Here is an 18,530-nt window from a genome sequence, read left to right on the forward strand (position 1 = left end):
CTTAACTGGAAGAACTTTTTTTAGAAAAAATTATAAAATTTATTCTAATTTTTATTAATATTAAATATTTTTACCCAACTCTTACTATTCCTAAGATATTGATTCTATATATTTTGTATTTATATAATTCATTCTAATAATATAATACTACTGGTACAAAGATATTGATGGACAACTTTTTATTTTTAGATCTTTCTATGAGTTACATAAGACTTATAGGAAAATTTTTCTTTTATTTTGTTATAAATAAAAGGATAAAATCAATATTTATATATTATAAATATTTTATTTTATAAGTAGATTCTAATGGATATTTCATAGTTTTTCATCCTATTAAGTATAAAAATCCAGTTTACTTGTCTGCTTTTATTAAATATATTATGCAGTATTAATATTGTATTATCAGGATTCTTACTTTTCATAAGTAGTAAATGTAACATCAAGATACCTTGACTCTAACTTTATGAAGTATAGTTTTCAAAAGTTTTTTAAAAAATATTTTACCTAAATACTGTGGATATTATTAAGGGAAAAGAGTTTATAGGTATAAATATTTAAATACTAATTTATTAAAAATAATAATATATAAATATACTAGGATATATATATTATTAAGGTAGAAGTAATTTATTTACATCTTTAACTACCTTATTTATTAAATTTATAAAAATTTTTTTAATAATTTTAAATATCTCTTAAAGATTCTCTATGTTTTTATGAATATAAAAGAAAATCAGATTAGGTTTTGTATTAGCAATCATATGTAGGTTAAGTATAATTTAATAGTTAATAAAAAGTATTTTTATTTATTTTTATATAAATAGTATAAGTTTATTACTTACTAGGTTTTATTAATTATACTAATATTTTAAATATATATAATATACACTTAGCGATATCATATTAAGTAACTGGCATAAAAATAATTTACTTTATAAATATAAATGTAGTTATTGTAAGAATATTAATATAATTTTAGTAAAAGTTTTATATTTATTTAAAATTATTTCTTCTTTAAAATTCTTCCTGGACTATATCATAATAGTTAATAATATATTCTTACTCTGCGCGATAATAATGTCTATTAAAAATAATATTCATTTTACTTGGAATAAACTTTCTAGGTTTGCATTGTTAATAAATATTTAGACTAAATTATATAGTATGTGAAATTATATGAAGAACATTATCTTTATTTGATAAAAAAATAAGATTTATTTATATCTGAATTAATTGAGTTTAATTATATTATATATGTAACATAAAATATCTTATAATAAGTATTGAAGATATTTTTATTTTCCATTACTAAATAAGAATACTAGTAATACATATACTAGGTATTTACAAGAAGATATAATAAGATTAATGAACGATATAATATTTATTGTTATATAATAATATATTGTATATTTATAAAAATAAAATAATATAAAGTAAAGCTATATAGTGTAAGGTATTTTTAAAATTTTAATTTTATCTTTCTAATTAACATTTATGTTAGTAAGAATTATAAGAATAACTTCTTTTATATAAGTATATGTTAATATAAATTAGATATCCTCTAATAATATTACTAATAATTTAATCTAATTTACATAATATCTTTATAACAAGATATTAACAATATTAAGATAAAAGTTTTACTTCTTAATATTCAGTATATTATATAAGAGAGATTATAATTTTATTATGATGTAATCATACATCTAAATTTATTTTAGTATACTATAGTGATATATCTAATGAATTGATTAGATTATAAAAATAAAAAATGTATTTAAATGATATTTAATTTAATAATTATAGAAAATAAACATAAATATAAAAATATTTATATACTAAAGAAGAATTATTGATTTTTTTATAAAAAAATTCTCTAAGTTATATAACTTAATTAAAAGTTAAGTTATATAACTAATAATACCTTATCAACTATATTGATTAAAATAATATATACTACTTATATCTTATAATGATATAAATATCATTATGCCAACCATTAAAGAGAGAAAGAAGAGGTTTTTTGACTAGTATAAATAATAATATCCTTAAGTATATCTTTAGATATGTTATTAGTAACATCTCATATATAAAGGTATGATTTATTTAACCCAAATTAGTATCATTCTGTTAAGAAATTATAAATTTATTAATTAATAAGTTCAAAATAAGTGCATTTAGTAGTCATTCATTTATTAGATATAAATTAATGCTTCTTATATAAAAATAACTTTTTACCTTAAAAATATAATTTAAGATAGTACTTTTGAAGTAATTATTATAAAGTCTTATTAAGATATGTTAATAGTATATTGAATATAGTGTTTATGATAAAAATCATAAATACTATACTATTAAAATTTTATTTGCATATTATTTTATTTTTTGTTCTTAATCTATATTCATTATAGTAAAGAAAAAAGATCTATAATAATAAATAAGAATCTAATATTCTGCATTTAAATCACTATATTAATAGTAAAACTCTATTTTATAAGAAATTCTAAAGAATATTTTATTTATAATCTCTCTAGTATTATTTAACTTTATATTACATAATAAATGTAAATTAAGGGTAAAAATTTTATATAGAATAAATATTCTATTTTATATAAATAATGACTCATAATAATTTCACTTTAAACTAATTTTATTATATTTCTATTAAGAAATACTTTTATAAAGAGCATGAGAATAAATAAGATACAATAAGAAGATATCTTGTTTATAAGGATCAATATTTTAGTCTTTTAGAATACATTATCATTTCCATGTATATTTTATATAACAGGCTATATATTAGTCCATTGATATGCTAAGTTAGCATACTTAATTAAAATATTATATTTTCTAAGAAATTTAGAAATTTTAATGAAAGTTTTACAGCACATGTTTACTTAGCTTAAATTTTATTCGTGGCATTAGTTAGATGTAATAATAAAAGCTAAAGGATATATAGTTATGCGCACTCATTATTGTGGGCAGTTAAATTTATCTCATCAAGGACAGGAAGTAATGCTTTGCGGTTGGGTAAATAGTCGACGTGATCTAGGTGGTTTAATTTTTATTGATTTACGTGATTGCGAAGGTATTATACAGGTGTTATTCGCTCCAGAGTATCAAGAAATTTTTCAGAAAGCAGCAAAACTTCGTAATGAATTCTGTGTGCAAGTTAATTGCATCATTCATGCACGTCCAGAGAGACAAAAAAATTATAATATGTCTACAGGTGAAATAGAAGCAATATGTAGTAAATTAACTATTATAAATAGCTCTAAACCATTACCAATTGATTTTACTCAGAAAAATAGTGAAGAGAAACGTTTAAAATATCGTTATCTTGATCTACGTCGTCCCGAGATGGCTAGATATATTAAAACGCGTGCACAAATTACCACTCTTGTGCGTCGCTTTATGGATGAAAATAATTTTCTTGATATTGAGACTCCTATGTTGACCAAAGCTACACCTGAAGGTGCGCGTGATTATTTAATACCCAGTCGTGTACATAAAGGTAAGTTTTACGCATTACCTCAGTCTCCACAAGTGTTTAAACAGCTATTAATGATATCAGGTTTTGATCGTTATTATCAGATTGTAAAGTGCTTCCGTGATGAAGACTTACGTTCTGATCGTCAACCTGAATTTACACAAATTGATGTAGAAACTTCTTTTATGAGTTCAAAACAAGTACGTCAAATAATGGAAGAGTTAATTCGTTTTTTATGGAGAGGTATAAAAGATATTGAGTTAGGTACTTTTCCAGTAATGACTTTTTCTGACGCTATACTTCATTATGGATCTGATAAGCCAGATTTACGTAATCCTCTTAAGCTTATAGATATTACTGATCTAGTAAAAAATATTGATTTATCATTTTTATCAGGATTAGTAAATAACTTAAAAAGTTATGTAATTGCATTGCGTATTCCTGGTGGAGCTTATTTAACACGTAAGACTATTGATTCATATATTGCTTTTGTGGGTATATATGGTGCTAAAGGATTGGCATGGATAAAAATTAATGATCTTGATGCAGGTATTAAAGGTATTCAAGGTTCATTTACTAAATTTTTAAATAATCACGTTTTAGAGTTAATACTTAAACGTACTAATTCACAAAATAAAGATATACTTTTCTTTGGCGCAGATATTAAAAAAATTATTACTAATGCTTTTGGTGCACTGCGTATAAAATTAGGCTACGAATTAAAATTAATCAATGAAGAGAGCTTAGCTCCGTTATGGATTATAAATTTTCCAGTATTTAAAAGTAACGATAAAGGTAATTTAGATTCAATGCATCACCCTTTTACTGCACCACTAAATATGTCTATAACTGAGTTGCAAGCGTATCCATTATGTGCTATTGCTGATGCATATGATATGGTTGTAAATGGTTATGAAGTGGGCAGTGGTTCTGTTCGCATTAATAATAGTGCAATGCAAGAAGCTGTGTTTGATATTCTTAATATTTCTAAACAAGCACAACTAGATAAGTTTGGTTTTCTTTTAGACGCTTTAAAATATGGTACACCGCCACATGCGGGTTTTGCATTTGGTTTAGATCGTTTAGTTATGTTATTAACTGGCACTAGTAACATTCGTGATGTTATCGCTTTTCCTAAAACAACTGCTGCGTCTGATCTTTTATCAGATGCTCCAAGTATTATAAATCACAAGGTACTACAAGAACTTTCTATTTCCTTGGTTACTAAAAAGTAATAATATACCAACTCTAATCGTTATTAGATTCTTAAGAAATTATATAATAGTAGATAAATAAAAGTACTTTAATATTTTAGTAGATCTTTTAGTATGATCTTGATCAATTATGTTTAATATCTCATATAATTATCAATAGATTTGAATCTATATTTAGTATAGTAAATAATAGTTAAATTGCTGTATATTAAAATTATATAATACTTTTTTATAAAACTATGGTTAGTGATTTTATATAAAGATATAATTCTTTTATATAATTAGTTAACTAGAGTATTCAGTTCTACCTATTTATATTATTTTTTTGAAAAATTATCAGGACATAGGTAAAATTCTGTAAGAATAATTTAATAGAATCTTGTGTTACATCGTAATATCTTTATAAGATCAGTTGTTTACTGTAAATTACCAATAAAAATATATATTTTATCTCTTAAAATACTCTACAGTTTAAGTGAAGATACATATGGCAGGTCATAGTAAATGGGCAAATACAAAACATCGTAAAGCTGCTCAAGATTTTAAGCGTGGTAAAAATTTTACTAAAATTATTCGCGAATTAGTAACTGCCGCTAAATTAGGTGGTAGTGATATTAATGCTAATCCTCGCCTACGTACAGTTATAGATAAGGCTTTATTTAATAATATGTCCCGAGATACTGTAAATCGTGCAATAGCCCGCGGGATTAGTAGTGATAATAATATTAATATGGATACAACACTTTATGAAGGATATGGTCCTGGTGGTTCAGCTATCATAGTGAAATGCTTAAGTGACAATCGTAATCGTACTGCAGCTGAAGTGCGCCACGCTTTTACTAAAACAGGAGGTCATCTAGTTACTAGTGGTTCAGTGTCTTATTTATTTGTTAAGAAAGGTGTTATTTCTTATTCAAAAGTACTAGATGAAGATACTTTAATTTATACTGCGTTGGAAGCAGGTGCGGATGATGTAATTACCTATGATGGTGGTGCTATAGATGTTATTACCCCATGGAAAATATTAAATATAATACAAAATACATTATATAAGAACAGCAATTTAATTGCCGAATTATCTGAAATTTCTATGATTCCTTTTATAAAAATAAAAATAGATTCAGATAATGCATTTAAGTTAATGAACCTTATAAATCTTTTAGAAGATTCTGATGATGTACAAGCGGTTTATCATAATTGTAAAGTTCCTGTAGAAGTTATAAATACTATGGCATGAGAATATTATTCTATTATTTAGAAAATATCTCTTCCTATTTCTTGTAGGAAATACAATATAGTATCTTGAGTTAATAAAGTTTATTCTTTTAGAATTTATTATAGATTATTAATATTTAATTTTAATAATTAACCTATTAGGTAGATATAGTTTGTATAATTCTTATTTGATATAAGTAAATTAATTTTAGTTAATATATTGATATTGAATAGTTTTATATCTAAATAATAAATTATATTAGTGGTATCTTAGTACATTTTGTACATCTTTCTCTTAAAATAGTTTTAAGTTGTACTTTGATAAATTTAGGCTTTAAAAGTATATTACAATATTATTTAAAGAAGAAATACTTAGCTTAAATGTATTAAAATATAGTATAAACTTTATATATTGTAGTATATTAATGAGGTGAAAATACTTTATAGATATATAAGTATGATATACATATTTTAATATAATATTATAATTTTATTATATTGTATATAATTATATATTATGATTAGGTTAAATGTTATTTAAAGTTATTTAAGAAAATTGAATTTTATATTCTAAATATTACTATTTATTATATAATAAAATGTATATTTTATATATATCAGTATAACACTGTAATAACATTTTAAATAATGTTATTACAAGGATCTTATATCCTTAATATAGATATTAACATTATAGTATAACCTATATTTTTATTAAAAGATTGGGTATCTCTAATTTATTATTGAAGATTTTACCTTCTTATTATATAATAAAATGTTATTATGTAATTTATACTATATAATTATATTATTATTATATTTATTTGATATAAATTATACATAATTTATATGTTTTAAAATTTTTATGGCAAGATGATATATCTTGGTACACACATAGTGTATTCTTTTAAAGAAAAAACTATCTTTATCTATTGATGCAATATTTATGATTTAGTAGTCAGTTATTATCTTTGCTGTGTTCTATTTACCAGTATATAATATTTTTATATTATTAAACTATTTACATAAAGTATATTTATTATTTTTGGTAGATATACAGTTAATCAAATTTATACTGATTTATTTTTTAATTAGTGAAAATTTCAGTAATATATAAAATTATATCTGTATAGTGAAAAATAAGAAACTTATGTATTTGTCTATATTATGTCTATAATACCGTATTTTACATAATAAATATTATGATATATATGTATCATGTATGTCTTAAATATTCTAAGACCCAATAATATTAGTTGATATGATTATATCATAGTAAACACAGTAAGTTTTATGATATCACATAATCTAAGATTTAATATTTAAAAGATTATTTTATTTATAATAAAATTATTATATCACTACTATAGTTTATTTAATAATGTTAATTGACATACACCTTACTACATATTATTAATGTATAGTAAATTTATGATTGAACTATTAGTTTTATCAGATTACAATATCATTGTTTTGTAATTTTAACAAAAGTACACTACATATTTTTAATAATCTATATATAATTAGTTATTTGTATATCAAAAATATTATTTGGATAAATATATATTATTATATTAAAAATAAAGACCAATATTTTCAAGGTATTTATTTTATTTATAAACTTTTAATGTTTTGTGATTAAAAATCCAAGTATTTCTGACTTATAGTAATGTACTAAATAACGCAGATAGGGTAACTTTAAATTATTATATTTTATATTTTATAAATAAATAACTTTAAAAGAACTTAATTAGCGCAAAAAATTTTTTAAAATTAGATTTATTTAACTAATCCTTAAGTTATACATATCAAGATTATGATAAATAGTTTAGTCAAATTATAAAGAATCATAAAAATATTATTTTATTTTATTTATAGAAAAACATACATTCGTTTCTATTAATAATTTCTTGTTTTTTTGCATAAGAAATGTTTATCGGAAGATAATTAGTATTATTTTATGCATAAGATTACTTTAAATTAAATATTTTTATGTTTTTTTGATGAAAAATTTATTATTTAGTAGCTACGTATTCAATAATGTTTTATCTATATTATAGATTCAAGCAATAATTAATTCTAAAATTTATAGTATGTACCCTTATTATTTAATATGAAAGATTTATAATAATTAAATATTTATTATTTTATATGGTTGTATTTTCTTAATTATATAATCTATAATTTAAGTTAATTAAAGTAATTATTACTATTTATAGAATAATATAAAATTCATTCATACAATCTTTAACTATTTTATATCTTTAATCTTACTATATTTAATAGCAAGATGGTATTATTTAATAATATGATAAATAATCAATGAATTATCTATTCTTTTAACAAAAAAAGTTATTTAGGATGTATTATTAAGTTAAATCTCAGTATGTTTCTTTAGAAATTTTCTTCTTCTACTAACAATCGATATCCTTCTGTATACTGCCAGTATAACTTTTCTTTTTCTATGTCAACTTGTAAAATATTATTTTGTTTTAGATATCCTTTTGGAAAATACAAGATCCATTGGAAATTATAAGTTAATAATTTTAGTGATTCAGGTAGTTTACTAGACTGACGTTGCTTATTAAGCAATACAGCAATTCGCAAAATTTGGATAAGTGGAATGTATTGTTTCTTTTTAAACATAGTAAGATGTGGTAATTCATCTAGTTTTATACTTTTACGATGAAAACGTATTATTGTTGCAAGCACTAACTGCTGTTCTTGATGAAATCCAGGTAAACTAGTATTTTGAAGAATATAAGCGGAATGACGATGCATACCTGCATGGTTAATACCTAGACCTACTTCATGTAGCATCGCAGCCCATTTTAGTATAGATTCTAACTGTGGATGTATAAGTGTATTATTTTGTATAATCCATTGTGCATATAGTTTTTTGACTGTACAAAAAACACGTTTTGCTTGCTCTTGGTCTATATGATAATGTTTTGCTAAGCTCTCTGCTGTACGACTACGAATATCTTGATGACTAAAACGTCCTTTCCTTTCATATAGTACACCCTCTCGTAATGCACTACCTGAAAAACGCAATTTTTTAATAGCTAATGCATCAAAAATTCCATATAGAATAGAAAGACCTGGCACAAATACCATTTGACGTTCTTCTGTTAAGCCAGGTAAAGTTAGTTTACTAAAATGTTTATACTTAAGTATTTTATTACTTAATAATGCTAAACGTTTTGATGTAATTAACCCATCTTTTTCACCTAACGCGATTAGTACTTCTTGAATAGCTTTAATAGAACCAGATGCTCCTAGTACAGTATCCCAACCTTGGATTTTATATTTCCATGCTATGTTATTTAATTCTTGTGCTGCCGCATAACGCGCACGTCCTAAATTATTTTTATTGATTTCCCCATCAGGGAAGAATTGACGAGCAAAGTTTATACATCCCATTTGGCAGCTTTCTATTAGTAGTGGGGAAAAATCCTTACCAATAATTATCTCTGTTGAACCTCCTCCGATATCAACTACCAATATATTACCTTGTTCTGGTTGTGTATGTGCTACGCCCATAAAAATCAAGCATGCTTCTTCGTGCCCTGAAATAACTTCAATTTGATAAGGTATAACATTAGCTGCACGTTTAAGAAAATCTTTTATATTTGCTGCTTGGCGTAGAGAATGAGTACCAATGATAGAAACGTTTTCTTTAGGAAAACCTTTTAAACGTTCAGCAAATAACGCAAGACAGGCAATACCACGTCCTATAGATTCTTCGTTTAGCATATTATTATTATCAAGACTATCAGCTAGATATATGCGTTTTTTTAAGCATGCTAAAATTTGAATTGCTCCATGCACAATACGAGCAATAACCATATGAAAACTATTAGATCCTAAATCTATAGCAGCAATTTCTTGTGGCTTATACTTATAATGAGTAAGAATCATAATAGATTGTCTTATAAATAAATAGGTTAATTATTAATTATGTGGTTGTTCTAGAGATTTAAGGTAATGATAAATAGCTAATTGAGAATGCAATTTACGTCGATTTCCACGTTGCACATATCGATTACTTAGATCTTTATCAAGAAAACGTGCTTTTACAGTATCATTAAATTGAAGATCAAGAAGTTTTAATACGCGTTGGCGTAATTTTGGATCTAAAAGTGAAACTCCTACTTCAATACGATAATCTATATTTCGTGTCATCCAGTCAGCAGAAGATAGATATACTAACGGATTGCCATTATTTTTAAATACATAGACTCGTGCGTGCTCCAAAAATCGATCAACAATACTTATAACTTGGATATTTTCACTGATTCCTAAAATATCTGGTACAAGCGAACACATACCACGGATTAGTAAGCGAATTTTTACTCCAGCAGAAGAAGCAGTATATAATCGATTAATAAGTCCTTTATCGACTAAGTTATTTATTTTAAGAGTAATTCCGGCTTTAATATCGGATTGTGCACTAGTAATTTCCTTATCTATCAGTTGATAAAGCATACGGCGTGAATTTTGTGGTGATACCATTAAGTGCTTAAAACTTACAGAGCGATATGGATTTTCAATAAAATTAAATACGCGTTGGACTTCATTAGCAATACGCGTATCAGCGGTTAGTAGAGAATAATCCGTATATAGACGTGCGGTTTTTTCATTGAAGTTACCAGTACCTATATGAACATAATGAACTATATGCGTTTCTTCTCTTCGTGAAACCAGGAATAGTTTTGCGTGAATTTTTAATCCTGGCGCAGAAAAAATTACGTGTACACCAGCCTCAGTTAAACGCTTTGCCCAATAGATATTAGCTTCTTCATCAAAACGCGCTTGTAATTCTACCACTACTGTTACTTTTTTACCATTATGCGCAGCATGTATGATAGATTCAATAATTCTAGAATCTTTAGCAACACGATAAATATTAATTTTTATAGCTAGTACACTAGGATCAAAGGAAGCCTGCCTTAAAAGTTCTAAGACGTGTTCAAAAGTATGGTATGGATAGTACAGCAATATATCATGGTCGCGGATAGCGTCAAATCCGTTACGGAATTGATCAAAACATATATGTCTTAGACGTGGTAACGGTTTGTTGACTAAATGTGCTTTGCCAACATTTGGAAATTTTATAAAATCTTTAAAATTATGATAACGACTACCGGCAATAATAGAGTCGTAAGAAGAAATACCTAATTTTTGACATAACAATTCTATTAATTTATCAGGCATATCACGCTGATAAACAAAGCGTACTGGTTCTGCTGTAAGTCGCTGTTTTAGACTTGATGACATAAGTTCCATTAAACTAGATTCCATTTCCATAATTAAATCATATTCTGCGTCACGAGTCATTTTCATAGAGTAGGCATTTAACTTATCATAATCAAAAAATCCTTTAAAAATATCATTAAGACAGTAGCGTAAAATATTATCAACTAGAATTATTGGCTTGTGTTGATAAGGTGTTTTCGGGGGAATACTAATAAAGTGTTTTACTCTATTAGATGGTATTTCAAGCAGTGCATATTTTATGTGATTACTACTGATGATTTCTACGGTAAGGTACGTATGGTCATCTTTTATAAAAGATACCAAGTTTGTTTCATTATTTATCATAATAGGGGTAATATACTGACGTAAATAATTTTTAAAATATTGGCGTAACCATACTTGTTGGTTTTTAGAAAGCTGACGTTCGTTAATAAGGAAAATTTTATTACGTGCCATTTCTAATAGAAGTTCGTTATATAAATAGTCAAAATCTTTATTCTTTTTAAGAATCTTATTTTGAATTTTTTTAAGCAATTCGTTTGAATTATTATTTAAATTTTGTTCTTCATTTATAATAATACGACGTTTTAGATCTGCAAATCTAACCTTATAGAATTCATCTAAGTTTCTAGAGTAAATTCCTAAGAAGCGTATCCTTTCTATAAGGGGATTATTCTTATCTGCCGCTTCTTGTAATACTCTTTCGTTAAATGATAACCAACTCAGTTCTTTATTGATATAAAGTTTGCTCTGATTCATCACTACTCCAATATTAGAGAACTATAAGAGTATTAATAATACCCAGGATATCATCTTGATTATAAAGATAATTTAATGTGAAGGCTAAATGATTTAATTACATAATATTTTATTTTATATAATTGCTATTATAGAGTATTCGCTTGATTTGTAATAATAAAAATTGAATAAATAATCTATTTAGTAACTTTATTAAAATACTTAACAAAGTTAGATAATATGTTTTTATAAAAATATATTTTAAAAAAATTTTCAAATTTATATTTTTAGATATTTATAAAAGTATATTTTTATTAATTTATTTATATACCAATATCATTTAAAGGCAATCAAAATATATAATACTATTTCTATATGAAAATGATATCTATAAGGTATATTTTATACCCTGCATGATTATCATGATGATATCAGCTAAGCTATATTTATTAATTTAAAATATATAAACTTAACTACAGTTATTAAAATAACTGTTCTTCATTTTAAATGATCATTTGTTTATTTTTTATATTATATTACTTTATTATCGAGTTTATTAAATATCTTAATAATTATATATTTTAGTTAATTCTATATATGGAGTATTTTTTTATTATATGTATTTTGTATATTTAATATTAGTATTATATTATTTTATATCTATATTATTAATTATGATACAACGATTTCCTGTTTATTAGAGATATATTTTAATAAATTAATTGACATATAAATATTATTATTACATACGTTTAAATTAAAAATTTAAGGTTAAAATTTGAATATTAAAGAACTACTTTCAGTTAAAGTGACTCAATCTTTAAGGGATGCAGGAGCTGCATTTGATAGTAAAGCTCTTGTTTGTCAGGCTTCAAAAGTACAATTTGGTGACTATCAGGTAAATGGTGTTATGGTGGCTGCAAAGAAATTAGGTATTGCACCACAAAAACTTGCTAAAAAAGTTTTACAGCATCTTAATTTAATTGGTATTGCTAGTAAAGTTGAAATAGCAGGTCCGGGTTTTATTAATATTTTTCTCGATCCTATATGGTTAGCAAAACAAATTGAAATTTCTCTAGTAGATGATCACCTAGGTATTACCGCCGTAAAACCACAAACTGTAGTAGTTGATTACTCTGCACCCAACGTAGCCAAAGAGATGCATGTTGGTCATCTGCGTTCTACTATTATAGGTGACGCTTCTGTACGTACATTACAGTTTCTGGGTCATAAAGTAATTCGAGCTAACCATATAGGAGATTGGGGTACTCAGTTTGGTATGATTATTGCCTATCTAAAAAAACATCAAAATAAAAAAATAGATACAATGCAAATCTCTGATTTAGAAGACTTATACCGTAAAGCTAAACAATGTTATGATCAAGATGCTTATTTTGCCGAGCAAGCGCGTTCTTACGTAGTTAAACTGCAAAGTGGAGTTAAATATTATAAAAAAATTTGGCGCAAATTAGTTGATATAACTATGTCACAAAATCAGGAAAACTATCGACGTTTAAATGTTACTTTAACAAAAAAAGACATAATGGGTGAAAGCCTTTATAATAATATGTTACCAGATATTGTTGCTGATTTAAAAGCTAAAGGGTTAGCTGTAGAAAGTGAAGGTGCTATTGTGGTATTTCTAGAAGAGTATAAGAATAAAGCAGGGAAACCTATGGGCATAATAATCCAAAAAAAGGATGGTGGTTATCTATATACTACCAATGATATTGCCTGTGCAAAATATCGTTATGAGACTTTAGGGGCTGATAGAGTACTATATTATATTGACTCTCGTCAGAATCAACACTTACAACAGGCTTGGGCAATAGTACGTAAAGCTGGTTATGTACCTGATTCAGTAAGTCTTGAGCATCATATGTTTGGTATGATGTTAGATAAAAATGGCAAACCCTTTAAGACTCGTTCCGGTAGTAATATAAAGCTATCAGATTTGCTAAATGAGGCAATTAAGCGTGCAGGTCAATTACTTATGGAGAAGAACCTAAATTTTAGTAGTGAAGAGTTACTAAAAGTAGTTGAAGTGATTGGTATTGGTGCTGTAAAATATGCTGATTTATCTAAGAATCGTACAACTGATTATATTTTTGACTGGGATAGTATGTTATCATTTGAAGGTAATACTGCGCCATATATACAGTACGCTTATGCTCGTATTTCTTCAATATTAAAACGTAGAGATATCGATGAAAAATATTTAGTAGGTGATATAATTCTTACTGAAAATTGTGAAAAAATCTTAGCTACTCGCTTAATTCAATTTGAAGAAACTATTATCGAAGTAGCTTGCTATGGTATAGCACATATAATGTGTAATTATTTATACAATTTAGCTAGTATATTTTCTAAATTTTATGAAGTTTGTCCCATTTTAACAGCTAAAAATAATAAACAGCGCATAAGTCGTTTAAAATTAGTATCTCTGACGGCAAAAACATTAAAAACAGGTTTAGATATACTAGGTATTCAAACAGTAGATCGTATGTAATAATTCTTTGAAATATTTTTTAAAATATTTTATAGTCATCATGAATTATCTATTAAGCTATGTTACAGTTCTTATTATATATTTTCATTTTGTTATATTTCTATTAAGATTTATAATGAGTTTTTTTTAGAGAAAAAAATACAAGGATTATGTCTATATAATTATAAATAATTATATAGGACTTATTAAAATTAATTATAATTTTACGGAAATATTGTGTTTTTAATATTCCTGTATTAGGAGTTTTATAACATTATATTTTTATTTATAGTATGGTAGTTAAGTTTATGTAATTTTAAATATATTTAGGGTAAATCTAATATTTTGCCGACATAGATAATGAATTATTATTATAATAAAGATTTATAGATATGATATTTAGTGTATAAAAATATAAACTTTATATTATTAATTATTATCTAGTAAGGATATATATCCTATTATTGATCTTATGTTATAAAAATTTTTATATAAAGGAAGTATTGCATAATTCTAATAAGGTCTCCTTACTACTTTAGTAGAACATATAATCATAGTGACATTTGATATTACTAGTATAAAATCAAATATAAACTTAAGACAATTCTAGGGGTATTGATCTTTATCAAACTTAAACTAATTACGTTATTACTATAAGTGTTGATATATTTCAAATATTACTAAGAATTACATTCTTAATAATATTTGAAATTTCTATAATTACTAAAAATTAAGTAAAAATAATATCACTATTTAATCACTGCTACTAAGATTAGTATGTAGTAAATATACAGCAATAATATTCTTATTGTTTTTTAATGTAGATTTTTTAAGATATATAAACAGGAGGGGTAGGTACTTTATATTATAAATCATAGTACTATATAGGTATTGAGAAGTTACATGAACTTTATATATGTAATTATATTACTACTTTATTTATTAAAATTTTTATAAAAATAAAAAGCAAACAAATTAATTTATATGTTATTATACTATCTAAGTAAGTTTAGCTTTAGCTTATTATGACTATCATAATAATTAATAATTATTATTTCTTATTTTACCACACAAGCTTAAAAATTTATAATATTAATAATTTTATGGAATAAGTATAATTACTTAATATTTCTCTGTGTGTTTACATTAAAAGAATTATTTTAATATCGTTATATATAATTATGATATATTATATTTTAATTATATTAAAATTATAATATATCATTATCTTATGTATTAAGAGTGATAAATTAATAACTATATTAATAATAAATAATATTAGTCTAACATATGATTATAAATATTTTGTTAGATTAACTTTTGTATATAGAATTTTTTTCTATTTAACAATTAATCTTTAACTAATTAAATATTATTAATTAGTAAAATTCTTTATATAATATTTTGTATTATATATTATTATTAATTTTATTTTTATTTTTTAATATAGATTTCCTTAGCTTTTTTATATATACTTGACTTATTATTTCAATTAAGTTAAAAATGAAATTTATATTTTTATTGAGAAAATAATAAATTTATCAATTTATCTATAAATTTAATTAGGAATACATATTTTAACTGGTTAAGTAAGAGCTGATAATATTCTGTAATAATATTACATATATTATTACAGAATAAAACATTCAATAATTTTAAATGAATTATTAATTAGTTTTATAGTCTATAAAATATTTTATATTCAAAAATAGAATATAAAGTAATCTTTTAAAAAAAATACTATCATTATAAGAAGAAATTTATTTTGTAATATAAATTTATATCAAAATATATAATATAATATAATATAATATGAATATATTAGAGATAATATTTTAAGTTAAATGACTTACATACTTGATTAAGTATTTTATTTATATAATAAAATATAATGTCGTATGAGTAATACTCATACTCATACTCATACTTTTATTTTTATACTATTCTATAATTAGAATAGGCAGCTTTTATTTATATAAAGGGAGTTAGATGACTATAATTCAATATATTTATACCATATTTATATTAATAATATAGCTATGTTTAAGTATTATATTTTAAAGTATATTTAATTGAGTTTTTCCTAAGATAATACATGGGCATTTTAGGTTTAAATAATGTAGGAAATCTACCTTATTATGTATAATATTTAGTATTAATAACAAAAAATAGATTACAAAACGTATCTTTAGTTAAATATGCCCCTAATTTACCTTCAATAATTATATAATTTTATATATTTCTTCATATACTAACTTTAATAAAATAGCTTAAAGAGACAAGTGAAGTAAAAAATATTATTTATTTTTATAATACATAATATAAAGAAATAACTGAAATATGTCGCAAGATATTATATATTTGATGAAATGAGCAATCCATATTGCTATTTGCAGGGTTATTTTATTAAAAATAAACATATTACTTCTAGATAAACCAAAAAATACTTTACATGCAGAATCTATAGTATAGTCAGAAAATTTCTACATACCTATAAAAGTATGGTAATACCTGTCACCTATAACTTTTATTTTGTAGATAATATTGTAAGATGAATACTTAAACTAGAGTAAAGTTATATGAGAAGATTCATCATTGAGAAAATAACTTAACATATATATGTTAAATAACAATAATATGATCTTGTATCATATATCTTGTATATAATCACTTATAGTATAGTTTTAATGTAAATATATCTTTTATGCACTATTAATAAATCATGTCATACATTAATTATATATAAAATAGTAATATAAATTAAATAAAATAATGCTCATTATATCTCTATCATAAAGGTATATCTAGTGATTTTTATTGTTCTAACTTTATAGAACTAAAAAATTTTTAATAATATATTGTCACTAATATATATAGATATTATTTTTTTAAAATATTTATGATATAATGGTAAATAAAATATCTTAATTACATACAATAGCTATCAAGCATGCATTTTATATTATATTAGGAATATAAATACTTCAATATATTATTTATAATACTAATTAAGGTTTGTATGTCTATACTAATTTTAGCAATCGATACTTCAACAGAAGCTTGTTCTGTTGCAATATACAAAGATGGTAAGACGCATACGCTCTTTACAATATGTCGACGTAGTCATACACAGTTTATATTACCAATGGTACAACAAATATTAGCTAAATCACGAGTTTCATTAAATCAATTAAATGCTTTAACTTTTAGTTGTGGTCCAGGTAGTTTTACTGGAGTGCGTCTTGGTATGGGTATTGCACAGGGGTTAGCTATGGGTGCAAATTTGCCGATGATTGGCATTTCAACACTTGTTACTATGGCTCAAGGAGCTTTTCGTTTAACAGGTGAAACTCAAGTTTTAGCTGCTATTGATGCTCGTATGGGAGAAGTGTATTGGGGACAATACCAGCTTCAGAAAAACGGTCAATGGTTAGGTAGTTCTACTGAAACTGTACTAACACCTATGGGTGTACAAAAGAATATTATGAATCTAACTGGTAGATGGGCTACAGTAGGTACTGGTTGGGTAACATACCCAAATATGGCTAAAATCGTATCAATCAAATTAATTGATGGGTTAATTTCTTTACCACACGCTGAAGATATGTTACCGTTAGCGTTAATAGATTTTGCCTTAGGAAAAGTTACTGCGGTAGAAAATATTCAGCCTACTTATTTGCGTAATGAAGTCACATGGAAAAAACATACTAAATGTTAATTAACTTTACGTATTATATATAAAAAATAATAATGAGTTATATAATATATTTTAGATAAGAGTACTATTTTATCTGTACGCTTATTTATTCATGATAATAAACATTATTCAATAAATATAAATATTATCTATTAATAAAAAGTATTATATTATTTAAATATAAAATTTATATAAATATTTTACTTTAAAATAATATACAAGATAATTATCAGATCTATATTGTACTTGTATGATACTCTTAATAAGAGTAAATAGATTATTTTAATATATTATTAATATAATCTATAAAATTATAGAAGTGATTTATTTGAAGATTATGATATATTGATTTAAATATTATATAATATATGAATATTTAATTAGTAATTATTTTAAATAACAATATATAAGACAAAATAATATAAT

Annotated in this window: 6 protein-coding genes; 4 read left to right on the plus strand and 2 right to left on the minus strand. The window is 23.8% G+C overall.

Annotated elements, in window-relative coordinates:
- Positions 1–2,964: 2,964 nt before the first annotated feature.
- Together aspS and K0T98_RS01000 are read left to right on the plus strand one after the other, a co-directional pair.
- The gene (gene aspS, locus K0T98_RS00995) at positions 2,965–4,728 is read left to right on the plus strand and encodes an aspartate--tRNA ligase (protein WP_225639554.1); all 1,764 of its coding nucleotides are present in this window, start codon (positions 2,965–2,967) and stop codon (positions 4,726–4,728) included.
- Positions 4,729–5,194: 466 nt separating this feature from the next.
- The gene (locus K0T98_RS01000) at positions 5,195–5,944 is read left to right on the plus strand and encodes a YebC/PmpR family DNA-binding transcriptional regulator (RefSeq protein ID WP_225639555.1); all 750 of its coding nucleotides are present in this window, start codon (positions 5,195–5,197) and stop codon (positions 5,942–5,944) included.
- Positions 5,945–8,316: 2,372 nt separating this feature from the next.
- Here K0T98_RS01000 and ppx read toward each other — a convergent pair.
- Both ppx and ppk1 read right to left on the minus strand, forming a co-directional pair.
- Positions 8,317–9,843, minus strand: coding sequence for an exopolyphosphatase (ppx, locus tag K0T98_RS01005; protein ID WP_225639556.1), 1,527 nt, complete (start codon positions 9,841–9,843; stop codon positions 8,317–8,319).
- Between the two features lie 33 nt (positions 9,844–9,876).
- Positions 9,877–11,940 (minus strand): polyphosphate kinase 1, encoded by a 2,064-nt coding sequence (gene ppk1, locus K0T98_RS01010; RefSeq protein ID WP_225639557.1) that lies wholly within the window; start codon positions 11,938–11,940, stop codon positions 9,877–9,879.
- Between the two features lie 757 nt (positions 11,941–12,697).
- Here ppk1 and argS point away from each other — a divergent pair.
- Both argS and tsaB read left to right on the plus strand, forming a co-directional pair.
- Positions 12,698–14,428: an arginine--tRNA ligase gene (gene argS / locus K0T98_RS01015; RefSeq protein ID WP_225639558.1), complete on the plus strand. Its 1,731-nt coding sequence runs from the start codon at positions 12,698–12,700 to the stop codon at positions 14,426–14,428.
- 2,998 nt (positions 14,429–17,426) lie between these two features.
- Complete coding sequence (tsaB, locus tag K0T98_RS01020) at positions 17,427–18,125, plus strand: tRNA (adenosine(37)-N6)-threonylcarbamoyltransferase complex dimerization subunit type 1 TsaB (RefSeq protein WP_225639559.1); 699 nt, start codon at positions 17,427–17,429, stop codon at positions 18,123–18,125.
- Positions 18,126–18,530 lie beyond the last annotated feature (405 nt).

It is taken from the genome of Candidatus Profftia sp. (ex Adelges kitamiensis), assembly GCF_020342455.1.
GTDB lineage: Bacteria > Pseudomonadota > Gammaproteobacteria > Enterobacterales > Enterobacteriaceae > Profftia.

Bases quoted from the DNA above. Each gene is read 5' to 3' on its own strand.
- aspS (WP_225639554.1), top strand. From the start codon at position 2,965: ATGCGCACTCATTATTGTGGGCAGTTAAATTTATCTCATCAAGGACAG.
- K0T98_RS01000 (WP_225639555.1), top strand. From the start codon at position 5,195: ATGGCAGGTCATAGTAAATGGGCAAATACAAAACATCGTAAAGCTGCT.
- ppx (WP_225639556.1), bottom strand. From the start codon at position 9,843: ATGATTCTTACTCATTATAAGTATAAGCCACAAGAAATTGCTGCTATA.
- ppk1 (WP_225639557.1), bottom strand. From the start codon at position 11,940: ATGAATCAGAGCAAACTTTATATCAATAAAGAACTGAGTTGGTTATCA.
- tsaB (WP_225639559.1), top strand. From the start codon at position 17,427: ATGTCTATACTAATTTTAGCAATCGATACTTCAACAGAAGCTTGTTCT.